The organism is Streptosporangium roseum DSM 43021, assembly GCF_000024865.1.
Taxonomy (GTDB): domain Bacteria; phylum Actinomycetota; class Actinomycetes; order Streptosporangiales; family Streptosporangiaceae; genus Streptosporangium; species Streptosporangium roseum.
This window is the reverse complement of sequence record NC_013595.1, coordinates 10,240,541-10,261,094: the sequence shown is the minus strand read 5'-3', so window position 1 is coordinate 10,261,094 and position 20,554 is coordinate 10,240,541. Positions and strand designations below refer to the sequence as shown.

Annotated in this window: 21 protein-coding genes; 12 read left to right on the top strand and 9 right to left on the bottom strand. The window is 72.0% G+C overall.

Features of this window, described 5'->3' with window-relative positions; all coding sequences use genetic code 11:
• Positions 1-27: 27 nt before the first annotated feature.
• The gene (locus SROS_RS44935; protein ID WP_012895651.1) at positions 28-816 is read left to right on the top strand and encodes a bestrophin-like domain; all 789 of its coding nucleotides are present in this window, start codon (positions 28-30) and stop codon (positions 814-816) included.
• A 62-nt stretch (positions 817-878) separates the two neighbouring features.
• Here the strand turns inward: SROS_RS44935 and SROS_RS46805 are convergent, their stop codons facing one another.
• On the bottom strand, positions 879-1,574 hold the full coding sequence (locus SROS_RS46805) for a hypothetical protein (RefSeq protein ID WP_148269422.1): 696 nt from the start codon (positions 1,572-1,574) through the stop codon (positions 879-881).
• A 198-nt stretch (positions 1,575-1,772) separates the two neighbouring features.
• Between SROS_RS46805 and SROS_RS44925 the strand changes: the two genes are divergently transcribed.
• Together SROS_RS44925 and SROS_RS44920 are read left to right on the top strand one after the other, a co-directional pair.
• Complete coding sequence (locus SROS_RS44925; protein WP_012895649.1) at positions 1,773-2,741, top strand: LLM class F420-dependent oxidoreductase; 969 nt, start codon at positions 1,773-1,775, stop codon at positions 2,739-2,741.
• Positions 2,742-2,842: 101 nt separating this feature from the next.
• The gene (locus SROS_RS44920; protein WP_012895648.1) at positions 2,843-3,181 is read left to right on the top strand and encodes a YkvA family protein; all 339 of its coding nucleotides are present in this window, start codon (positions 2,843-2,845) and stop codon (positions 3,179-3,181) included.
• Here the strand turns inward: SROS_RS44920 and SROS_RS44915 are convergent.
• Positions 3,162-4,358 carry an amidohydrolase family protein gene (locus SROS_RS44915; RefSeq protein ID WP_012895647.1) on the bottom strand — a complete coding sequence of 399 codons (1,197 nt, stop codon included), beginning with the start codon at positions 4,356-4,358 and terminating at the stop codon, positions 3,162-3,164. The genes SROS_RS44920 and SROS_RS44915 overlap by 20 nt on opposite strands.
• A 317-nt stretch (positions 4,359-4,675) precedes the next feature.
• Between SROS_RS44915 and SROS_RS44910 the strand changes: the two genes are divergently transcribed.
• A complete protein-coding gene (locus tag SROS_RS44910; protein WP_012895646.1) occupies positions 4,676-5,383 on the top strand; it encodes a hypothetical protein in 708 nt (235 codons plus the stop codon).
• A gap of 36 nt (positions 5,384-5,419) precedes the next feature.
• Here the strand turns inward: SROS_RS44910 and SROS_RS44905 are convergent, their stop codons facing one another.
• Positions 5,420-6,208 (bottom strand): SURF1 family cytochrome oxidase biogenesis protein, encoded by a 789-nt coding sequence (locus tag SROS_RS44905; protein WP_043654288.1) that lies wholly within the window; start codon positions 6,206-6,208, stop codon positions 5,420-5,422.
• A gap of 183 nt (positions 6,209-6,391) precedes the next feature.
• On the opposite strand from SROS_RS44905, the gene SROS_RS44900 reads away from it, so the two are divergent.
• On the top strand, positions 6,392-7,030 hold the full coding sequence (locus tag SROS_RS44900) for a VC0807 family protein (protein WP_012895644.1): 639 nt from the start codon (positions 6,392-6,394) through the stop codon (positions 7,028-7,030).
• Here SROS_RS44900 and SROS_RS44895 read toward each other — a convergent pair.
• Positions 6,993-7,523, bottom strand: a complete 531-nt coding sequence (locus SROS_RS44895) for a winged helix-turn-helix transcriptional regulator (protein WP_012895643.1) — start codon at positions 7,521-7,523, stop codon at positions 6,993-6,995. The genes SROS_RS44900 and SROS_RS44895 overlap by 38 nt on opposite strands.
• A gap of 66 nt (positions 7,524-7,589) precedes the next feature.
• Between SROS_RS44895 and SROS_RS44890 the strand changes: the two genes are divergently transcribed.
• Both SROS_RS44890 and SROS_RS44885 read left to right on the top strand, forming a co-directional pair.
• Positions 7,590-8,108 carry a GNAT family N-acetyltransferase gene (locus SROS_RS44890; protein ID WP_012895642.1) on the top strand — a complete coding sequence of 173 codons (519 nt, stop codon included), beginning with the start codon at positions 7,590-7,592 and terminating at the stop codon, positions 8,106-8,108.
• 145 nt (positions 8,109-8,253) lie between these two features.
• Complete coding sequence (locus SROS_RS44885; protein WP_012895641.1) at positions 8,254-8,850, top strand: TetR/AcrR family transcriptional regulator; 597 nt, start codon at positions 8,254-8,256, stop codon at positions 8,848-8,850.
• A 180-nt stretch (positions 8,851-9,030) separates the two neighbouring features.
• Here the strand turns inward: SROS_RS44885 and SROS_RS44880 are convergent, their stop codons facing one another.
• Positions 9,031-9,342, bottom strand: a complete 312-nt coding sequence (locus SROS_RS44880) for a hypothetical protein (RefSeq protein ID WP_012895640.1) — start codon at positions 9,340-9,342, stop codon at positions 9,031-9,033.
• 181 nt (positions 9,343-9,523) lie between these two features.
• Between SROS_RS44880 and SROS_RS44875 the strand changes: the two genes are divergently transcribed.
• Complete coding sequence (locus SROS_RS44875) at positions 9,524-10,966, top strand: DUF7059 domain-containing protein (RefSeq protein WP_012895639.1); 1,443 nt, start codon at positions 9,524-9,526, stop codon at positions 10,964-10,966.
• A 308-nt stretch (positions 10,967-11,274) separates the two neighbouring features.
• On the opposite strand, the gene SROS_RS44870 is transcribed toward SROS_RS44875, so the two are convergent.
• The gene (locus tag SROS_RS44870) at positions 11,275-14,286 is read right to left on the bottom strand and encodes an AfsR/SARP family transcriptional regulator (protein ID WP_012895638.1); all 3,012 of its coding nucleotides are present in this window, start codon (positions 14,284-14,286) and stop codon (positions 11,275-11,277) included.
• 320 nt (positions 14,287-14,606) lie between these two features.
• On the opposite strand from SROS_RS44870, the gene SROS_RS51585 reads away from it, so the two are divergent.
• Complete coding sequence (locus tag SROS_RS51585) at positions 14,607-15,101, top strand: hypothetical protein (protein ID WP_012895637.1); 495 nt, start codon at positions 14,607-14,609, stop codon at positions 15,099-15,101.
• Between the two features lie 85 nt (positions 15,102-15,186).
• On the opposite strand, the gene SROS_RS44860 is transcribed toward SROS_RS51585, so the two are convergent.
• A complete protein-coding gene (locus SROS_RS44860) occupies positions 15,187-15,831 on the bottom strand; it encodes a GNAT family N-acetyltransferase (RefSeq protein WP_052317231.1) in 645 nt (214 codons plus the stop codon).
• A 185-nt stretch (positions 15,832-16,016) separates the two neighbouring features.
• On the bottom strand, positions 16,017-17,297 hold the full coding sequence (locus SROS_RS44855; protein WP_012895635.1) for a pyridoxal phosphate-dependent aminotransferase: 1,281 nt from the start codon (positions 17,295-17,297) through the stop codon (positions 16,017-16,019).
• A 98-nt stretch (positions 17,298-17,395) separates the two neighbouring features.
• Here SROS_RS44855 and SROS_RS44850 point away from each other — a divergent pair, with 98 nt between their 5' ends.
• From SROS_RS44850 to SROS_RS44840, 3 genes are all read left to right on the top strand, one after another.
• Positions 17,396-18,331, top strand: a complete 936-nt coding sequence (locus tag SROS_RS44850) for a LysR family transcriptional regulator (RefSeq protein WP_012895634.1) — start codon at positions 17,396-17,398, stop codon at positions 18,329-18,331.
• 9 nt (positions 18,332-18,340) lie between these two features.
• On the top strand, positions 18,341-19,009 hold the full coding sequence (locus SROS_RS44845) for a ribonuclease HII (RefSeq protein WP_012895633.1): 669 nt from the start codon (positions 18,341-18,343) through the stop codon (positions 19,007-19,009).
• Between the two features lie 71 nt (positions 19,010-19,080).
• The gene (locus SROS_RS44840; RefSeq protein ID WP_012895632.1) at positions 19,081-20,151 is read left to right on the top strand and encodes an LLM class flavin-dependent oxidoreductase; all 1,071 of its coding nucleotides are present in this window, start codon (positions 19,081-19,083) and stop codon (positions 20,149-20,151) included.
• Here the strand turns inward: SROS_RS44840 and SROS_RS44835 are convergent.
• Complete coding sequence (locus tag SROS_RS44835) at positions 20,120-20,506, bottom strand: SCO5389 family protein (protein WP_012895631.1); 387 nt, start codon at positions 20,504-20,506, stop codon at positions 20,120-20,122. The genes SROS_RS44840 and SROS_RS44835 overlap by 32 nt on opposite strands.
• Positions 20,507-20,554 lie beyond the last annotated feature (48 nt).

The window sequence follows — 20,554 nt, the reverse complement described above, 5'->3', positions numbered from 1 at the left end:
CTTTGGTGACGAGTTCGAGGGAGTCTCATGGGCTGGGTAACCATGCTGGTCGTGGCGGCTGTCGCGATCATGCTGATCGCGCTTCTCGTGCTCAGGCGGAGGGGCAAGGCGGACGAGGGCGGCGGTTCCGCGTCGGTGGACTTCTCCGCCAACCTCGCCCTCGCCGTCTACCTGCTGGTGCTGGCCTACGCCGCGGTGCTCTGCCGGGACGCGCTCTCGACGGCGCAGACCGACGTCCAGGCCGAGGCGGAGACCCTCACCGAGATGTACTGGTCGGTGGCGCCGATCCCCGAGGCCGCGCCGATCCGGGCCCAGATCCGGGACTACGCCGCCAAGAGCGTCGATCTCGACTGGCCGCTGATGGCCGAGGGGCAGCTCTCCCCGATCCCCACGCGGATGCTCGAGGACATGCGGGCGGCCACGATCCGGCTGCGGCCCGTCGGCGAGGAGAGCAAGAGCCTCCAGCAGGACGCGCTCAGCCATGTCTCCGAGGTCGCCCACGCCCGCGCCATCCGCGCCGACGACGCCGACGCGGGCCTGGAGAGCATCTTCGTGATCTCGATGATCGTCTCCGGGCTGCTGGTGATCGCGCTGCCCTGGACGCTCGGGGCGAAGCCCACGTTCCCGTCGGTCGTCGGCGACGCCGTCAGGGTGGGCGTGGTCGTCGTCGGCATCGGGTTCATCATGCTGATCAGCCACCCCTTCACCGGGCTGGGCTCGGTCGGGCCCGACGCCTTCAAGGCGGCGCAGAAGCAGTACGACCAGATCGACGACCGGTTCCCGGTGACGGCGCCGGCGCCGGTGGCGGCGGAGTAGCGGACTCTCCGGTCACCTGGAAGCCCGTCGGCGGAACGTCCGCCGGCGGGCTTCCGCGTCCGCTATCTGCGCGCCCTGCCGTTCAGTGCGGCGACGGCGGTGACCGAGATCACTCCGGTGAAGACGACCAGGATGATCAGCCTGCGGTCGGTGCCACGGCGCCGTTCGGCGAAGCGGTCGAGCACCAGCTGCCGCTGCACGATGCCGGGGGAGGCGGACGGCACGACCGGCCGGGGGGTGGGAGTGGGGGTGGGGGTCGGTGTGGGGACGGCCTCCGGCGGGACGGCGGCCTGGTGGGGCCGGGGCCTCGGCTGCGGGGGAGGCTCGACGGGCCGGACCACGGGGGGCCGGGGGGTGGGCGGTTTCGGGGGTGTCGGCGTGGGGGGCGGGGGCGTCGTCGGATACGGCGGCTCGGGCGCGGTGGGGTATCCCGGGCCGGGATACCCCGGCTCCGACGGATAGTCCGGCTCGGGCTCCGGATCCTCCTCGGGCTCGGGGGCACCGGCCTCCGGCGCGGTCCTGAGGGCCGCCCTGGGGGTGGCGGCGGGCGCCGGTGCGGGATGGAGCGGGGCCAGGCCCGCGCACACCCGCACGGCGATCCTGGGCAGCGGTCCGCCGATCTCGGCCGCCAGGCAGTGTCCGGGGGGATCGCCCCGGTCGTCGGCGGCCGCCGGGGCGCCGGCGGACCCGGCCGCCACGGACGCGGCCGTGCATGCCGCCACGACCGCCGCGCCGAGTATTCCCTGTCGTCGTCTCACGCGCCGCTTCATCGTCACCCAAACGTTCTAACACCTGACGCATGGTGATGATGGGGTAAGTGGGGATGCGGTAAAGATCGTTCCCTGTTTGCATACCGTCCGGTTGGTATGGTCGGCCTATTGACGACCCCCCGATCGGGTACGGCAAGCTACATCAGAATGTCGTTCTAGACGGCGACCACGGACACGGAGGCGCGGATGGCTACGGGCGCACGCTGGGGGATGACGGTCCCCTTCTACGACCGCACACTGGCCGAGTCCCGGGAGCTGGTGGCCGAGCTGCCCGCGCTCGGCTACACCGACGTCTGGTCCGCCGAGGTCAACGGCGTCGACGGCTTCGTGCCGCTGGCCCTGGCCGCCGAATGGGCCCCCGGCGTACGGCTCGGCAGCGCGATCGTCCCGGTCTCCACCCGGGGGCCCGGCCTGCTGGCCATGTCGGCCGCCACCCTCGCCGACCTCGCCCCGGAGCGGTTCGTCCTGGGCATCGGAGCCTCCTCCCCGGCCATCGTCGAGCGGTGGAACGCCGGCGAGTTCGTCAAGCCGTTCGCCAGGACCAGAGACACCCTGCGTTTCCTGAAGAAGGCCCTCGCGGGGGAGAAGGTCACCGAGAGGTACGAGACGTTCGAGGTCAAGGGGTTCAGGCTGGAGCGCGCCCCCAAGGTCCCGCCGAAGATCGTGCTCGCCGCGCTGCGGCCCCGCATGCTCCGGCTGGCCGCCGAGGAGGCCGACGGCGCGATCACCAACTGGCTCTCGCCGCAGGACGTCCGCAAGGTCAGGTCCGAGATCGGGCCGGACACCGAGCTGATCGCCCGGCTGTTCGTGTGCGTCAGCGAGGACGCGGAGAAGGTGCGGGAGCTCGGCCGGCGGATGCTCGCGGGCTACCTGACCGTCCCGGTCTACGCGGCCTTCCACGAGTGGCTGGGACGCGGTGAGGTGCTGCGGCCGATGCACGAGGCCTGGGCCGCCGGCGACCGGCAGACGGCTCTCAGGGCCATCCCCGACGAGGTCGTGGACGCGCTCATCGTGCACGGCGACGCGGCGACGTGCCGGGCCAGGATCCGCCAGTACGTGGACAACGGGCTGACCACCCCGGTGCTCGCCCCCATCCCCGGGGGTGGGGTCCCGATCTCGCAGGCCGTACGGGACCTGGCTCCCACGGGGGAATGACGCGGTGCGCCGCGGGAACCTCGCCCGGAGGGCACGCGTTATATCGTGAGGCGGCAGGGTAGAGGGCCGCCAGACCACGGTGCTCCCGAGGAGGTTCTCCCATGGCGAAGGCGGCGCGTGCGGCACAGGCCTGGCGGACGTACAAGAACGTGACGGAGCCGGGCTCCCCCGGCCTCGGCGCCCGCCTGCGGGCGATCCCGAAGCTGATCGGCGCGGTGATGCGCGGGCAGTATCCCGGCATGGGCAAGAGCAAGCTGGCCATGATGGGCCTCGGCGTGCTCTACATCCTCTCGCCGGTCGACATCGTCCCTGACTTCCTGGTGCTCGTCGGCGTGGCGGACGACTTCGGCGTCTTCCTCTGGCTGATGGGCTCGCTGCTCGGGGAGAGCGGCCGCTACGTCGACTGGGAGCGTAAGCAGGTCAGAGCTTTTCCATCCTGAGCCAGGCCCGGGAGGGCAGCGGGTGGCCGAACAGGCGGGCGGCGTTGCCGTAGGCCACCCTGGCGATGTCGGCGGGCGGCAGGCTGCCCAGGTTGGTCGCGACGGCCTTCTGCGTGTCGGGCCAGGTGGAGTCGGAGTGCGGGTAGCCGCTCTCCAGCAGGACGTGCTCCAGGCCCACGGCGAGGCGCACCCCTGACAGGGCGTGGTCGTTGAGCGTGCCGAAGAAGAAGTTGCGGCGCAGGACCTCGCTGGGCTTCAGCCCGCCCTCCCAGGACGCCTCGCCCGCCACCGGATGGTCCAGGGCGTAGTCGGCCCGTTCGGCCAGCATCGGCAGCCAGCCCACGCCACCCTCCACGATCAGGATCCGGAGCGCGGGGAAGCGCAGCGGCACGCCCGACCAGAGCCAGTCGGCACAGGCGAACATGGCGCTCGCCGGCATCAGCGTGGTGATCGCCTCGATCGGGGTGTCCGGGGAGGGCACCGGGGCCCAGGAGCCCGCGCCGGCGTGCAGGCAGACCACGGTGCCCGTCTCCTCGCAGGCCTGGAAGAACGGGTCCCAGTGGTCGCTGTGGATGGACGGCAGGCGCAGCCGCGTGGGGAACTCGGGGAAGAGGACCGCCTTGAAACCGCGGGCCGCGTTGTCCCGGATCTCCTTGGCCGCGGTCTCGGGGTCGGTCAGCCAGGGGAGCTGCAGGGCGATGATCCGCTCTGGGTAGGTGCCCGCCCAGACGTCGACGTGCCAGTCGTTCCACGCCCGCAGGACCGAAAGGCCCAGCTCCTGGTCGCGGGTCTTGGCGAAGACCATCCCGGACTGCCCGGCCAGCATGCCGGGGAAGCAGAGCGCGGCCCAGAGGCCGGCCCGGTCCATGTCCTCGATCCGGGCCTCGATGTCGTGGCAGCCCGGCCGCATGTGCTCGAACCGCACCGGGTCGAGCGTCCACTGCTCACGCGGCAGGCCGGCGCCCACGTCGAGCCCGGCGCACGGGTAGGTGGCCCCGCCGTAGCGCCAGACCTGGTGGCCCGAGTCGGTCTCCACCACCTTGGGGGCGAGATCGGCGTACTTCTCGGGGAGCCGGTCCTCGAACATGTCGGGCGGTTCGATCAAGTGATCATCGGCTGAAATGATCACATAGTCCCGCCGCCTGGGCTCGGGGTCGGGCAGCAGCGGCGTAGTCACGCGGTAAACCGTACGTCGCTGGCATAACACTCATCAAGCTGCGAGGTCTCCGCTTGGTATCTCTGTCCGCCTCGGATGGGCCCCGGGGCCACCGTCGGGGGAATGGCAGCGGCCCCGGGGGGCGGACCCGCCTGGAGGGTGCTGCTCTCGGCGGGCCCTGACACGTGCCCCTACCCGGAGATCGTCCGAATATCGGGATTTTCCAAAAGACGATTCCGAAGAACGGTCAAGACCTCTCCGTCCGGCGGCGGGGGTATGCAAAAAGCGGTATCAGGACGGCCATCGTCAAAGCCTGTCCATGAGGTAGTAAAGAGAGTGTGGCCGCTGATCTCGGCGAGGTGAAGGACGGCTGGCGGATCGCCGGGCTCGTCGTCCGGATCGCGCTGCTGCTGATCCTGCTCTCGGGGGCTCTGGTCACCGCGCTGAGCTTCGCCCCCTCCCAGCGGACGCTGGGCGAGTTCCGGGCCGCCGTGGCCGCCGGCCGGGTCTCCGCCATCACCTACCGGACGGGAGGCGAGAAGCGGCAGCTCTACGAGCTGCGATGGTCGGAGGGGCCGCTGGCCTGGCACGGGATCGGCACGGTGCCGGTCCGCGACGGCCCCCGGAGCTACACCGTCGCGGAGTTCACACGCGACATCGCCGGAGTCTCCGCCGACGTGACCCAGCTGAGGGGCCACTCCGGCGACGGAGGGATCATCCCCGACTGGCCGTTCCAGATGCCCGTACGCGGCTGGGCGGTCTGGACCGGCGTGGCCTGGTCGGTCACTTCCCTGATCATGCTCGCCTCGGTGCCCCGGCTGGGCAACCGATGGGCGTGGTTCTGGCTGTTCACCGTCGGGCAGGTCGGCGCGATCGTCTTCCTGCTGCTCGAACCCCGGCCGCTCTGGTCCGGGGCCGGGGAACGGCCCGTGCCGCGAGGCAGGCTGACCGGCGCGCAGGGATGTCTGGTCTCGATCGGCCTGGGCCTCCTCGCCGTGGCCGGCGCGACGGGGGTGGGCCGGCTCGCGGGCCTCGTCCTGGGTTAGCCGGCGGCGGTGCGGCGGCCTCTCCCGGTCGGCGGATCAGGCCTCGACGGGCTGTTCCTGCCCCCGCTTGGCCTCCTCGGCCCTGATGTCGGCGGCCTCCCTGCGGATCAGCAGCGCCCAGCCGCCGATCGCGATCCCGATGAACAGCCACCACTGCACGCCGTACGCCAGGTTGAGCCCGCCGCCCGCGCCGACCTCGGGCTCGGGCACCGGCGCGGGTGCCGCGGCGGCCGCGGGCGACTGCTCGGTCAGCTCCACGTATCCGCCCAGGAGCCGGTACGGCAGGCCCCGGCCGATCGTCTCGGTGTTGATCAGCAGGACCTGTCCCGCGGGAAGGCCCTCCCGGTCGCGGATGCCCGAGGACTCCTCGGTCTCGCTCGGACGTAGCCGGCCGGTGACAGTCACCTGACCCGTGCTCGGCGCGGGGACCTCGGGAGGGGCGTCGGCGGTGGCGCCCGCCTTGACCCAGCCCCGGTTCACCAGCACGCCCTGGCCGTTTCCGGTGTCCAGCGGGGTGAGAACGTAGAAGCCGACCACGCTGTCCTGGGTGCGGCGGCGGACCAGGAGCTGGTGGGCCGGGTCGAAGGTCCCCGTGGCGGTCACGGAATGGTATTTGTCCTGCGGGCGCACGCTCCCGCCCGGCGTGGTCAGCCTCTCCACGGGCACCGGCGGGGCGGCGAGGTTTCCGGTGATCTGGTGGCTGCTGGTGGACCGCACCTCGTAACGCCCGAACTGCCACTGGCCCAGGAACACGAAGGCGGGGATGACCAGCAGGACCACCACGTGAAGGGCGAGCCATCGAGGAGTCAGAAGGAACCGGTACACGCTCCCAAGGGTAGGCACCACGGGCACCGCCCTGTCCTCCGAGTAGGTCTTTCGCCGTAGTAGGGTGCCCCGAAGCGCTCGATCGTCGGAGTCATGGAAAGTCTGCCGGACACTCCGGATATCCCACGCGGTCGGGCGGATCCGTCCCCCGGAACGTTCCATGATCTCCGGAGCCCGCGCCTGATGACTCTGCTCCTGTCGCCCCCCGTGGCTCCGATCGCACTGCCCCGCCTCGGGGCGATGCTGCGGCACGCCGCCCCCCGGGTGCTGGAGGGGATGATCCTCCCGGTCGCCGTCTTCTACGCCGGGATGGTCCTGTTCGGCCTGTACGGCGCGCTGGCCGTGGCGGTGGCCTGGGTCTACGGCGGGATCGCCTGGCGGCTGGTCAAGCGCAGGCCGGTGCCCGGCACGGTGATGCTGGCCGCGGGGACGATCACGGTCAGGGCGGTGCTGGCCGGCGCGACGGGGAGCCCGGTCCTGTTCTTCCTGCAGCCCTGCCTCGGCGTCTTCTGCGCGAGCATGGGCTTCCTGTGCACCGCGACGCTGCGGCGGCCGCTGGCGCAGCGGGTGGCGACCGACCTGGTCCCGCTCCCCGAGCACCTGCTGGATCATCCCCGGATGCGCCGCTTCTTCGTGTGGCAGTCGGTGCTGTGGGGCTGCGCGCAGCTCCTCAACGCGCTGCTGAGCCTGTGGTTGCTGCTCAGCCAGCCCCTGGAGACCTACCTGTTCGTGCGGACCGCGGCGGTCGCGGTGCTGCTCGGCGGCGCGGCGCTGATCTCGGTGCTCAGCCTCCGGCACTGCCTGCGCGCGCTGCAGCGCTGAGGCGGGCGCCTGGACCGGGGCGCGGGGTGACCTCGCGGGGGCCGGCGACCTCGTGGCCCTCGGCGCAGCGGAAGTGCTGCTCGACGGCGGCTCCGCAGTCGCGGTGGGTGAGGAGCACCGGCGCGCCCTCCTGGTCGGCGAGATGCCGGTCGCCCCAGTGCATCAGCGCGATCAGGGCCGGATAGAGGTCCAGTCCCATCTGCGTCAGCCGGTATTCGTCCCGCCGGCGCTGGCCGGGCTCGCGGTAGGGGACCTTGCGGAGCAGTCCCTCCTCCACCAGGCGGGTCAGCCGGGCGCTGAGCACCTGTCTGGGCGCCCCCGTGGCGGCCTGCATGTCGGCGAACCGGCGCACCCCGCTGAACGCCTCCCTGAGCACGAGGAACGTCCACTTCTCGCCGACGATGGCCAGGGCGCGCTCGATGGAACAGTTTTCCGCCCGGAAGGGCATGTTGCCGAGGGCCGCCTCACTCATGTCCGCATCGTAGGTCGCCATGGCACCTCCTCCAACGCCATCTAAGTCTAGTTGACAGACTCAGGTGTCCGGCGGGACTCTAAGTCCATGATGCGAACTCAGCTTGCGCGGTCGCGCCGCGACCCGGTGCGGGCACTGCTCGGCGACGGCGTCGAGATCCGGCCGGCGCGGGCGGACGACGAGGAGCGGATCCGCCGCTTCCTCGCGGGACTGTCGCCGCGCACGCAGACGCTGCGGTTCTTCACCGGGGTGCACCGCCCGAGCGCGAGCCTGGTCAGGTCGCTGCTCGCGATGGACGAGCGGCGAGACGTGCTGCTCGCCGTACACGGGGAGGCCGTCGTCGGCCACGCGATGAGCTTCAAAGGGGGGCAGGCCGACGTCGAGATCGCCCTGGTGGTGGCCGACGAGTGGCAGGGGCGCGGGGTCGGCTCCCGGCTCGCCCGGAGACTGCTCCGCCGGGCCTCCGTCGCCGGGGCCCGGACGCTGGGGATGGACGTGCTCGGCGACAACCGCATGGTGCTGTCGATGGTCCGCAGGGCGTGGCCGGAGGCGACCATGAAGGCCTCTGCCGGGGCCGTCGAGGTCACCGCGACGGTGGATCCGTGACCCCCGGCCCGGCGGTGACGGCGGACCCGGGGCGCCGTGAGCCGGGCGGGAGACATCCTCGCGGCGGGGGCGTTATGATCGACGCGGCCTGAGGCGTCTCCGCGGTATTTGCGGAACAAGGTTCTGTTGCCGCACCATTGGCCTTGTGAAGAGTGCCAAGAACGGACGCGACGGCCGTACCCGGATCGTCGAGGGTGCCCTGCGTCGATTCAGCCAGGACGGTGTCTCGGCCACCACGCTGGCCAGCCTCCGCGAGGAGAGCGGCGTCAGCGTGGGGAGTTTTTACCACCACTTCGCCAGCAAGGAGCACGTCTTCGGCGTGCTCTACGCCGACACCCTCCGGATGTACCAGGAGGCGTTCCTCGCCGAGCTGCGGCGCCACGAGGGCGCCCGCGAGGGCATCGAGGCCATCGTCGCGCTGCACATGGCCTGGTGCGGGGAGAACCGCGAGCGGGCTCACCTGCTGATCAGCGAGCGGCCGCCCAAGCGTGACGAGCCGGGCGGCACCGAGGTGTCGGATTCGCGGCGGGCGTTCTTCAAGCAGGTCTCCGACTGGTGGCGCCCCCACATGAAGGACGGCCTGCTCCAGCCTGTCCACCCGACCATGTGCTACGTGCTCTGGCTGGGCCCCGCCAACGAGATGTGCCGCCTGTGGTTCGCCGGGGCCCACCACCCCACGCAGGAGGAGATAGCAGGCCTCTGCGAGGCCGCCTGGCAGGGCCTGCGCCAGCAGCCCGCCTGATCCCGCCTGATCCCGCCTCCACGCGGACGTCACGGGCGGCGGGAGGCTCGCGGGGCGTCGGCGGCGCGGAGGTCCGGAGGCTCGCGGGGCGCCGGCGGCGTGGAGGTTCGCCAGGCCGCCGGGACCGCCGCCCGAGGGCTCCGGCCCGGGTCGCGGGGGCTCCTCCGGGCCGGAGCGGTCTCAGTGTGCTCCCACCAGCCCGCGCAGCCGGGTGGGGACCCGCCAGACCTCCTCGTCCAGCGAGATGTCCAGCCGCAGGTCCTGGCGCCGGCGTCGCAGGCCGGGCACGCGCACCCGGTCGCTGACGTCGAACCTGCCGTGCCGGGGGTAGCCGAATCCCAGCTCTCCGGGGAGGACCCGCAGCTCGTCCCGGTTGCCGCACCGGGGGCAGGTCCAGGCGACCAGGTCCATCCCGCGGTGGTAGTCGTGGCAGGCGCGGAAATACTCATCAGGGCGGAAACGGGACTCACAGGCGAAGCATGGGATCAACATGGCGGATCCTTTGGAGCAGGTGACGCGGTTATATATGGCGGCCATAAAGAATTACCGCTCCGTGCTTGAGGTCCGCTTGCAGAACGCTTACGTCGGTCTGTAACAGTCTCATCACTCTGAGCATCGAGAGTCGCTCTTGGTCCTGAGAGGGCGCTGGGGTCGCTGATGCAAAAATGGCCCGGTGAACGATCTGCCTGACCGGCTCAGAGAGCTGCTGCTCGACGCCGGCTACACCATCGACGGCGTCCGCGAGCGCCTCGGCGAGGTCGCCGCCACCGCGCTCTCCCGCGAGGAGACGGTGCCCGCCCTGCGCGCCACCCGCGACGGAGACCTCCTCGGCACGCTGATCCGGCTGTGGTGGCTCGGCGTGCCGGTGGACGCCCCCGCCGGCCTCCCGGTGGCCGATCTGGCCGCCGCGGGCCTGGTGACCGCGGAGGCCGGCCGGATCGCCTCCACGGTCCACCTGCAGCCCTGGGAGACGGGCGGCTACGTCGTCTCCGACCGCAAGGTCAGGCCCGGCGACCCCGCCCTCCGCAAGGACCACGTCGTCGGCGCGGGCGGGGCCTCGGCGAACCTGGCCCAGCTGGCCTCCCGCCGCCCGGTGGAGCGCGCCCTCGACCTCGGCACCGGGTGCGGGGTCCAGGTGCTGCACCTGGCGGACCGGGCCCGGGAGATCGTGGCCACCGACGTCAACCCCCGCGCGCTCGAACTGGCCCGGCTGAGCTGGGCGCTGTCCGGGATCAAGGGGGTGGACGCCCGGCAGGGCTCCCTGTTCGACCCCGTCGCGGACGACCGCTTCGACCTGATCGTCTCCAACCCGCCGTTCGTGATCTCTCCCGGCGGCCGGTTCACCTACCGGGAGTCCGGCTTCGAGGCCGACGGCTTCTGTCGCGACCTCGTACGGCTGGCCCCCCGCTTCCTCGCCCCCGCCGGCACCTGCCAGCTCCTGGCCAACTGGCTGCACGTCGACGGGGAGGACTGGCGGGACCGGGTGGGCGGATGGCTGACCGGCACCGGCTGCGACGGCTGGGTGGTGCAGCGGGACGTGCAGGACCCGGCCGAATACGTGGAGCTGTGGCTGCGGGACGCCGCGGAGCAGGGCACCTCCCGCTACCGCGAGCTCTACGACGACTGGCTCGGCTGGTTCGCGTCCATGAACGTCACCGGGGTCGGCTTCGGCTGGATCACCATGCACGACTCCGGCAGCCTCGACCCGGTCGTGCGGGTGGAGGAGTTCGGCCAGCGGGTGGAGCTCCCGGTCGGCGGATACGTGGACGGGGTGCTCGACTCGATCGCCCGGGCGCACCGGCTGGCCGACGCGGAGCTGCCGGGCGCCCGGCTCGCGCTGGCCGACGGCGTGCTGGAGGAGCGGATCGGCCCGCCCGGGGCCGAGGACCCGGCGAGGATCATCCTCAGGCAGACCCGGGGGCTGCGCCGTACCGCACAGGTGGGGACCGTGGAGGCGGCTCTCGCCGGGGTCTGCGACGGCGAATATCCACTGGACCCGCTGCTCGCCGCGATCGCCGAGCTGACCGGGGAAAACCCTGATGACCTGCGGGCGAAGGCCCTCGAAGCGCTCCGTCCGCTGATTGCCGAAGGGTTTTTCAACATATCCACAGGGTGATCCTCCACAGGCTGTGGATATCTTTGCCGATCGGTTGTTGATCGGATGTTGAGCGCCGGGGAGCAGGCTCTGGCTGTGGGCACGGACCCGGGGGGGATGGGACCGTGTCGAGTCCGGCCGGTCGTCAACGTGAGGCGGCCGGCCACCGGGTGACGCACCGGATAACCGGGCCCCCTACGCGTCACCCGGTGGTCTGACGGCCGGCCGGGCACCCACATCCGACCTTCAGGCTCAGAGCGACGGGAACTCCGGTGATCAACCACTTTTGGATGACGCGTCTCGACGACGACTTGTACGACGGACTCGGGTCAGTTGCCGACGTGATCACGATCGAGCAGGGCGCGCAGGTCCGCGGCTTCGGGGGCGCCGAGCCTGACGAAGATGTCATGGGCGCGTTCGAGGCAGTCGTGGCTGCGGCCCGTGCTGCCGAGCCCGGCGAGCGCCCTGCCTAGCACCCACAGGGACAGCGCCTCGCCGTACGGATGACCGATCTCGCGGCTGACCGTCAGGGCCTGCTCCGCGTGGCGGGTCGCGTCGGAGAACCGGCCGGCGGTGATGAACGTCTCGGCCAGCCGGGAGCAGACCCGCTGCTCCCACACCCGCTGCTTGCTGGCCCGGAAGAAGGCCAGGCACTCGGCGTGATGGTGGACCGCCTCGTTGAGCCGCCCGACCCGCGACAGGATCATCCCCAGGTGGTAGCGGGCCCTGGCGGTGCCGGCGCTGAAGCCGAGCTCGATGAAGACGGCCAGGCCCTGCTCCGCGGCGGCGATCGCCTCCTCCTGCTGGCCCAGGAACAGGTGGTCACGGGCGGAGTAGCTGAGCGTCAGCGCCTCGCCGCCCCGCGCCCCGACCTCCCTGAACACCCTGCGCGCCGAGTCGAACCAGGCCAGCGCCTCCACGTGGCGGCGCTGACGCCCGGCCACGACGGCCAGCGCGTTCATCGCCTCGCCGGTGACGATCCGGTCGCCCCCGGCGGCCAGGTCCAGCGACGCCCGGAACTCGCTCTCCGCCTCGGCCAGCCGGTTGGCGTTGAACAGCACCCTGCCCAGCACGTAGCGGCAGCGCAGCTCGCTGGAGGTGCCGCCGAGCCGCCGGGCGGCGGCCAGCACCTCCTTGGCCCGCTGGTCGAACTCCCGGGCGTGGCTGCCCGACTCCAGCAGCGGCTCCATGGCGAGCAGCAGGTCGGCGCCGGGCAGCAGGGCCCCGGCCTCCTCGGCGCCGCTCGCCTGGGCGATCGACGCGAACAGCGCCTCCGCCTCGACCGACAGCCAGGCCACGGCCTCGTCGGCGGAGCCGAACGCGTGACCCGGCCCGGCCGCCGCGAGCTGGTCGGCGACCGTGCTGCCCTCGTAGGCGAGCCGGTGCGCCGACCGCGCGGAGGCCAGGTAGAAGTCGAGCAGCCGGCGCAGCGCGGGCGCCCCCTCCCCGCCCCGCCCCGCGCCCCCCTCGGCCCGTTCGCCGGTACGGCGGGCGAAGAGCTTGAGCAGGTCATGGAAGCGGTAGCGGCCGGGGGCGGGAGCCTCCAGCAGGCTGGCGTCCACCAGGGACTCCAGGATGTCCTCGGTGTCCATCGGGCTCAGCGCGAGCAGCGCGGAGGCGGCCCCGGCCGAGATGTCCGGGCCGCCCGGCAGGGAGAGCAGCCGGAACGCCCGCGCCTGCGCCGGGCTGAGCTGTCCGTAACCGAGGGCGAAGGTCGCCTCCACCGCGAGGTTGCCCACGCGCATCTCGTCGAGGCGGCGGCGCTCGTCGGCCAGCCGGGGCACCAGCGAGGCGACCGTCCAGGAGGCCCGGGCGGCCAGGCGCGCCGCCACGATCCGCACCGCGAGCGGCAGGAAGCCGCAGGCTGCGACGACGTCCATGGCGGCGGCACGCTCCGCGGCCACCCGTTCGGCGCCGGCGACCGTGCCGAACAGGGTCAGCGCCTCCTCCGGCTCCATGACGTCCAGGTCGACCAGCCGGGCCGCGGCCAGGTCGGCGAGCTTGCCGCGGCTGGTCACGATCGCCGCACAGCCGGTCGACCCCGGCAGCAGGTGGCTGACCTGGGCGGCGTCCCTGGCGTTGTCGAGCAGCACCAGCATCCGCCGGTCGGTCAGGAGCGAGCGGAACAGTGCCGACCGCTCGGCCAGGCCGTCCGGGATGATGTCGGCGGGCAGGCCGAGGGCGCGCAGGAACGCCGCCAGCACGGACTCGGGCGCGACCGGCTCCTCGCCGTATCCGCGCAGGTCGGCGTAGAGCTGGCCGTCGGGGAACAGGTCGTGCAGGGCGTGGGCGACGTGCACCGCCAGGGTCGTCTTGCCGACGCCCCCGATGCCGGAGATGGCGGCCACCGGCACGCCGTCGCCGCTGCCCTGGGTGGACAGCAGGGTGCACAGCCGGGCGATGATCTGGCGGCGGCCCGTGAAGTCGTTCACCGCCGCGGGGAGCTGCGCCGGGCGCGGCAGCTCGGGAGCGCCGGGCTCGGGGGCCTCCGGCTGCCGGGCGGGCTCCGGGGGGTCGGCGGGCGCGAGCCGTACCGGGGCGGCGGCGGGCGAGGCGGGGGCGAGGCTCGGATCGCCGGTGAGGATGCGCTGGTGCAGGGCGGCCAGGTCGGGTCCCGGCTCGATGCCGAGCTCCTCGATCAGCGCGTTACGGGTGTCGGCGAAGGTCGCGAGCGCGTCCGCCTGCCGCCCGCACCGGTAGTAGGCCAGCATCAGCTGGGCGCGGAGCCGCTCGCGGAGCGGGTGGTCGGCGGTCAGCGCGATCAGCTCGGAGACGACGTCGGCGTGCCGGCCCAGCTCCAGGTCCAGGTCCATCAGGGTCTCCAGCACGCTCATCCGGCGCTCGACGAGCCGGTCGCGCTGATGCTCGGCATAGGGGCCGACGGCCCCGGCCAGCGGCTCACCGGTGCACAGCGCCAGGCTCGCGCGCAGGCTCTCGGCGGCCCCGGCGCGGTCTCCGGCGCGTCGGGCGGCCTCGGCCTCCTGGACGCCCCGATCGAACAGGGTCAGGTCCAGGACGCCGCCGAGCCGCAGCGCGTAGCCCCGGCCCACCGAGATGAGCAGCTCGGGGCGGGTGCGAGGGGATCTGCCGGGCTCCAGCACGGCCCGCAGCCGGGAGACGTAGGTGCGCAGCGCGCCGAGCGCGCGCGGCGGGGCGTCCTCCCCCCAGACCGCGTCGATCATCTCGGCCGGGGTGACCGCCCGGCTCTCGCGCAGGAGCAGCATCGCCAGAATGGAACGTTGCAGGGGGGTGCCCAGATCGAGTTCGGTGCCGTCACGCCATGCCTGTACAGGGCCGAGCACGGCGAAGCGCAACCCGTCTTCGCTGCCGTGAACAGCCATTTCTTTGATCTCCGTCTTAATGGAAAGTTTTGTGGCCAATGATAGATCCTCGGTTGCTTAGTCCATAGATGGCTACTCACTCGTTAACCGAAGCGTTGATTGGCCGTTAATCGGGCGTTGAGCCCTGAGCGTGATGCTGAGGGCTGTCGGGCATGGCGCCATACGGGGGCTGTCATGCCCGACATGTCAGTAGATTGCAGGTGCCGATCAGGCGTTGATAAAGGCGCTGTAAGCGTGGTGCAGGCGGCTCGGCCTATCAATGAGCCATGGCTCCTCGACCAGGAAAAAAGGAGTCGCTCCCACCCTCAAGGAGAACCACCATGCGCCGCACGACCCGCACCCTTCTGGGCCTCGCCGCCGCCACCGCCGTCATCGCGGCCGGCGCCCCGGTCCTGGCCACCTCCGCCTCGGCCGCCACGGTCACCGCGAGCACGACCGCCGCGAGCGACTACGACTACTGGGGCTACGACTACTCCAAGTACTACGACGACTCCCGCGCCAAGGCCAAGGGGCGCACGTGGGTCGACCGCTTCGACAGGGTCCACATCGAGGGCAGGCTCTACGACAAGTACTCGCCGAGCTGGCTCTGCGGCTACGTCCAGGTCAAGTTCGAGAACGCCGACGGCGACGAGACCTACTACTGGGCCAAGAAGTGCGGCTCCAGCGGCTACCAGCCCTTCCACTTCCGGCAGGCCGACGTCGACAACGTCCAGGTCCGGGTCTGCTACTGGGACAACAACCAGGCCAAGAGGAAGCTCTGCGGCAAGTGGGACTACGTCTACGAGGTCGACGGCGGGGACGAGGACGACGAGTAACCGTCCGCCGGACGAACATCAGGCCCGCCCGGAGTCCCGGGCGGGCCTTTAGTTCCATGAGGTCATCGAAGTGACGGGGTCGCCTCTACGCGGCTTCGAACAGGCCGAGCCGCGCGTGGAGCCGTTCTCGTACGAGCGGCCATTCCGAACTGAGGATCGAGTAATAGGCGGTATCTCGGACCGTGTCGTCGGCGCCTCGGGTCTCCGCCCGGCGCACACCGTCAAGGTGTGCGCCGAGGGCCTCGATGGCGGCCCGGGAGCGTACGTTCCGTACGTCGGCCTTGAGTGTGATGCGGTGGACCTGCCAGGTCTCGAAGGCGAGGGAGAGCATCAGATACTTGCTCTCCCGGTTGACACCCGTGCCCTGGGCCGAAGCGGCCAGCCAGGTGTAACCGATGTCCGCCACGGACGGGACCTCGCCCACCGCACCATGTGCACCCGGCGGCCAGGGCATGGGCCCCTGCCAGTACTCCAGGTTCATGAGACGGGTGGCACCGACGACGCGGTCGGTGTGCAGCCACCGGATGGCGAAGGGCATCGTGCGGCCCTCCGCCTGCTCAGCCAGAGTGGCCTCCACGTAGGAGACCATCTCGCCCCGGCCACGGGGAACGCGAGTGAAGGCGTAAGTAGAACGGTCTTCACTCGCCGCGGCGACGAGGTCGTCGACGGCCGCGAGGCTGAGCGGTTCCAGGCGCACGGAGCGCCCGGACAGGGTGACAAAAGCGGGCATGAGCACATGATGAGGGCTCCCCGAGATGCCTGACGCCAAATGACACGGGACATCTTGGTGAGCATCCAGGAAAATGCCTGTCTCCCTGGCGCGTGGAGCACAAAAGCCCAGGTCAGCCACGCGAATGTTATCTCAGGCGCTTCCGGCGCCAGAGTAAAGTTTCCCCCAAGGGCGGCTCCCGGCGATCACCCCGCCGCCGGGGTCGGGACCAGGGCGGCGCGCACGAGCCGGCCAGGTGCGTGCCGGGCCGTGTTCAGGCCGGTCAGAGCCTCGCTCAGGTGGTCCAGCGAGGCCGAGATCCAGGGCAGTTCGAGAGGGTCGGCGGCGCCCAGCGCGGCCAGCCGCCGCTCGGTCGTCTCGCCGTACAGGAGGCTGGTCGCCACCCGCACCCGCAGGGCCCTGGGATCGTCGCCGAAGGCGTGCCCGGGGAGCACCCCGACGCCGTGCCTGTCGAGCAGGTCGGCGGTCAGCTCGGCGGAGGTCGCGTAGGCGAGCCCGGTGAAGTCGGGGTAGAGGTAGAAGCCGCCCTGCGGCGCGTCCACCCGCACGCCCGCCCGGACGAACCTCTCGTACACCGCCCGCGCCACCGTGCCGTGCAGCCGCCGGCTCTCGTCGATCCGCTCGACGAGCTCGGCGGGCTCGGTGTAGGCGTAGGCCGCTGCCTGCTGGACCGGAGCCGCCGGGCTGGACCAGATCTCGCTGGCCACGGCGAGCAGCCGGTCGCGCAGCTCCACGGACGGGAGCCGGGCGACGCCGATGCGCCAGCCGCCGAGGGCGAGGCTCTTGCTGAGCCCGCTGGTGATCACGGTCCGCTCGGGGGCCAGCTCGGCCGGGCTGAGGAAGCCCGCGGCGGTGTCGTGGACGAGATCGCGGTAGATCTCGTCGGAGATGATGGTGAGGTCGAGGTCGCGGGCGACCTCGGTGATCCGCCTGATCGTGCGGGCGGCGGCCAGCGTGCCGCTGGGGTTGTCGGGCAGTGTGACCAGCAGCGAGCGCACGTCGCGCCCCTGGGACCGCGCGTGCAGGACCGCGGAGACGACACGCTCGGGGTCCGGCACCCCTCCCTCGCCGGGGGGTGCCGGGACGAGCAGGGGCCGCGCCCCGACCAGATCCGCCTGGGCGGCGTAGCTGACCCAGCTCGGCATCGGCAGCACGATGTCGCCGCCGATCGCAAGCAGCAGGCCGTAGAGCAGGGACTTGCTTCCGGGGCCGCAGACCACCAGCTCGGGGTCGGTGGGCAGGCCCCGACGGTGCCAGTATCCGGCTGCCGCCTCACGCAGCGCGGCCGCTCCGGCGACCGGTCCGTATCCGTTGTGCTCGGACGCGGCGATCAGCCGTTCGCGCAGCGCCGGATGAACGGGCAGACCGGCCTCGCCGAAGGCCAGGTGCAGCACGCGCTCACCGGCGCGCCGTCTTCGTTCGATGTCCTCGTTGGCCGCCAGTGTGGCGGAGAGCGTCACGTTCATGGGGAGTCCTCTCGCTCATTGCGGAACGTTCCCAAGCGTGGTGGGCTACAGGCATCAGGACAAGCTTTGGTTGTTGTGGGTAGGCATAAGGAAGTCTGATGCTTGATTTGCGGCGTTTGGCGCTGATCTGCGAGTTTGCCCGCCGGGGAAGTATCGCGGCCACCGCCGCCGTTCTCGGCTACAGTCCCTCGGCGGTCTCCCAGCAACTGGCGGCGCTGGAGCGGGAGGCGGGAGCGGTGCTGCTCGACCGGACCGCCCGCAGCGCCGAGCTGACCGACGCCGGGCGCCGCCTGGTCCAGCACGCCGAACGCATCCTGTCGATGGTCGAGACCGCCGAGTCCGACCTGTCGGCCCAGGCGGCGACCCCCGCGGGCCGGGTCACCGTCACCGCCTTCCCCACCGCCGCGGTCGCCTTCGCGCCCGCCCTGGCCCGGACGCTGCGCCGCCACACCGCGCTGACCCTGCGGATGGGGCAGGGGCGCTCCGGGCGCGGGATGCGCGAGGTCCAGTCGGGCGAGGTGGACATCGCCCTGGTGGACGACTGGTACGGCCGGGTGCGCGAGTCCGACACGTTGCGGGTCTTCCCGCTGCTGCACGATCCGCTGGTGCTCGTGGTGCCGCGCAAGCACCGCCTGGCATCCCTGGACGAGCCCGTGGACCTGCGTGAGCTCCGCGACGAGCCGTGGATGGCCACCCCGGACGGCGAGCCCTCCCGGCTGGCCGTGGACAGCCTGCTGGCCGACGTCGGCGGCGCCCTGCCGGTGCCGTGGGAGTTCGAGGGCCTGGGCACCATCCTCGGCCTGGTCGCCAAGGGCATCGGCATCGCGGCCGTCCCCGCCCTGGCGCTGGCCTCCGGGGTGCGCGGCATCGTCGTCCGCGAGTTCCCCGGCGCCCCGGTCGGCCGCGACGTCCACGCCGTCGCCCGCGCCTCCAGCGTCCACCGCCCCGCCGTCTCCGTCACCCTGCGCGCCGTCCACGTCGCAGCCCGGCTCCTCGCCGCCGACCTCGCGGCGGTGGAGCTCGCGGCCCGGTAACCTCGGGGCGTGCCTCCCTCCTATGCGCTTGAGCGACTGCTGTCGGCCGACGGGACGAAGCTGGTGGCCGGGGTCGACGAGGTCGGGCGAGGGGCCTGGGCCGGACCGGTGGCGGTCTGCGCGGTCGTCACGGACCTGTCGGAGCCGCCCGCGGGGCTGACCGACTCCAAGATGCTCAGCCCGGCCCGCCGCACCTCCATGGTCGCCGAGATCACCGGCTGGGCGGCCGGGATCGGCTACGGCGAGGCGTCACACGAGGAGATCGACGCGCTCGGCATGACCGAGGCCCTGCGCCGGGCGGCCGGACGGGCGCTGGCCGGGCTCCCGGTCCGGCCCGACGCGGTCATCCTCGACGGCAAGCACGACTACCTGGGCGCGCCGTGGCCGGTCCGCTGCGAGATCAAGGGCGACCTGTCCTGCGTCTCCGTGGCCGCCGCCTCGGTGATCGCCAAGGTCCGCCGGGACGCCTACATGGCCTCTCTCGGCCTGGAGGAGTACGGCTTCGCCGACAACGCCGGCTACCCGTCGCCGGTCCACCAGGCGGCGCTGGCCTCGCTCGGGCCGACCGCGCACCACCGCCTGTCCTGGTCTTACCTGGACGACCTGCCCCGCTGGCGCCACCTCAAGAAGCACCGCAACCCGCTCGCCGGAGAGGGACAGCTCGGCCTCTTCGGGTAGGGGCCGCGGCGTCCGGCCGGAACGGTGATCTGACCTTTCCCGTTCCCTTGCGCCGTTCCAAAGTACTCACTATGCGCATCGGTGTCTTTCTGGTCGTGGCGGGATTCCCGGGCAGGAGGCCGGGGGAGGTGTTGCGGGACACGGTGGAGGCGGTCGCCGCCGCCGAGGACGCGGGGTTCGACGACGCGTGGATCGCCGAGCACCACTTCATGTCGTACGGCGTGTGCCCGTCGGCGGTGACGCTGGCCGGTGTGGCGCTGGGCCGTACCTCCAGGATCCGGATCGGCACGGCGGTGAGCGTGCTGTCGACGCGGCATCCGGTCGACCTGGCCGAGCAGGCGGCCGTCCTCGACCAGGTCTCGGGAGGGCGGTTCACGCTCGGCGTCGGCAGGGGCGGGCCGTGGGTGGACCTGGAGGTGTTCGGGACGGGGCTGGCGCGCTTCGAGCACGGTTTCGCCGAGTCGCTGGATCTGCTCTGCGCGGCCCTGGGCCGGGAGACGGTCACGGCGGACGGGGAGTTCTTCCGCTTCAGGGAGGTGCCCATGGTGCCCGCCGTCCGGCTCCGGCCGGTCGTCGCCTGCACCTCGCCGGAGACCGTGACGCTCGCGGCCGAGCGCGGCCTGCCGATGCTGCTCGGCATGCACATCGGCGACGGGGAGAAGGCCGCCATGCTCCGGCGCTACCGGCGGACGGCCGTACGGCCGCCGGCCGCCGGCGGGCCGGAAGGCCGAAAGGCCGGAGCGGCGGGCCCGTCCCTTCCCGGGCACGTGGCGGCGGTCGTGGGATACGTGGGCGACTCGACGGCGCAGGCAGTCAAGGAGCTGCGGGAGGCCATGCCGCGGTGGCTGGAGCCGGGGCTCGCGGGGTATGTGCCGGTGGACGGCCGGGCACGGCCGCGGCGCGACATCCCGGCATATGTGGATTTCCTCTGCGACGCGCACCCGGTCGGCTCACCCGGCCACTGCGTCGAGAGGATCACGCGGACCGCGGAGGTCACCGGGCTGAGACACCTGATGCTCATGGTCGAGGGCGCGGGCGACCAGGCCCGCACCCTCGAGAACATCCGGCGGCTCGGGGCCGAGGTGCTGCCCCGGGTCCGCGATCGCCTCCCTAGCAGTCGACGAGCTCCGGCGTCTGGTTGAGGATCTGGGACCTGGCGGTGACGAACTCCGCGTGGGCCTTGGTGGCCGACGGGTCGAAGACCGCGACCCGGTGGCAGTTCTGGAAGGCCAGCCTCACCCCGAAGTGCCGCTCCAGGGCGCCGCGCATGGCGTCGCTGGCGAGACAGCGCAGGAGCTGGCCCCGGGCGGCCTCGTCCGGCGGGGGAACGGTGTTGTCGGTGAACTCCGCGCCGCTGTGATCGCGCTGCCGGACCAGCTCGCTGATCACCGACCAGGCGTAGGGCAGGGAGTCGCGGACGCAGGCGACGAACGCCGCGTCGTCCACCTCACCGGCTTCCGCCAGGTCGAGAAGATCCTTCGAAACGGTCAGCGACATGCTGCGTTCTCCTCTCAGAAGGGGATCATTCAGACATTAGGGTGGGCC

What these genes read in the sequence shown, in the direction of transcription:
- SROS_RS44925 (WP_012895649.1), top strand. Translation starts at nt 1,773, where the DNA reads ATGGCTACGGGCGCACGCTGGGGGATGACGGTCCCCTTCTACGACCGC.
- SROS_RS44895 (WP_012895643.1), bottom strand. Translation starts at nt 7,523, where the DNA reads ATGGCGACCTACGATGCGGACATGAGTGAGGCGGCCCTCGGCAACATG.
- SROS_RS44860 (WP_052317231.1), bottom strand. Translation starts at nt 15,831, where the DNA reads ATGCCCGCTTTTGTCACCCTGTCCGGGCGCTCCGTGCGCCTGGAACCG.
- SROS_RS44850 (WP_012895634.1), top strand. Translation starts at nt 17,396, where the DNA reads ATGCTTGATTTGCGGCGTTTGGCGCTGATCTGCGAGTTTGCCCGCCGG.
- SROS_RS44920 (WP_012895648.1), top strand. Translation starts at nt 2,843, where the DNA reads ATGGCGAAGGCGGCGCGTGCGGCACAGGCCTGGCGGACGTACAAGAAC.
- SROS_RS44840 (WP_012895632.1), top strand. Translation starts at nt 19,081, where the DNA reads ATGCGCATCGGTGTCTTTCTGGTCGTGGCGGGATTCCCGGGCAGGAGG.
- SROS_RS44855 (WP_012895635.1), bottom strand. Translation starts at nt 17,297, where the DNA reads ATGAACGTGACGCTCTCCGCCACACTGGCGGCCAACGAGGACATCGAA.
- SROS_RS44900 (WP_012895644.1), top strand. Translation starts at nt 6,392, where the DNA reads ATGACTCTGCTCCTGTCGCCCCCCGTGGCTCCGATCGCACTGCCCCGC.
- SROS_RS44935 (WP_012895651.1), top strand. Translation starts at nt 28, where the DNA reads ATGGGCTGGGTAACCATGCTGGTCGTGGCGGCTGTCGCGATCATGCTG.
- SROS_RS44890 (WP_012895642.1), top strand. Translation starts at nt 7,590, where the DNA reads ATGATGCGAACTCAGCTTGCGCGGTCGCGCCGCGACCCGGTGCGGGCA.
- SROS_RS44870 (WP_012895638.1), bottom strand. Translation starts at nt 14,286, where the DNA reads ATGGCTGTTCACGGCAGCGAAGACGGGTTGCGCTTCGCCGTGCTCGGC.
- SROS_RS51585 (WP_012895637.1), top strand. Translation starts at nt 14,607, where the DNA reads ATGCGCCGCACGACCCGCACCCTTCTGGGCCTCGCCGCCGCCACCGCC.
- SROS_RS44880 (WP_012895640.1), bottom strand. Translation starts at nt 9,342, where the DNA reads ATGTTGATCCCATGCTTCGCCTGTGAGTCCCGTTTCCGCCCTGATGAG.
- SROS_RS44835 (WP_012895631.1), bottom strand. Translation starts at nt 20,506, where the DNA reads ATGTCGCTGACCGTTTCGAAGGATCTTCTCGACCTGGCGGAAGCCGGT.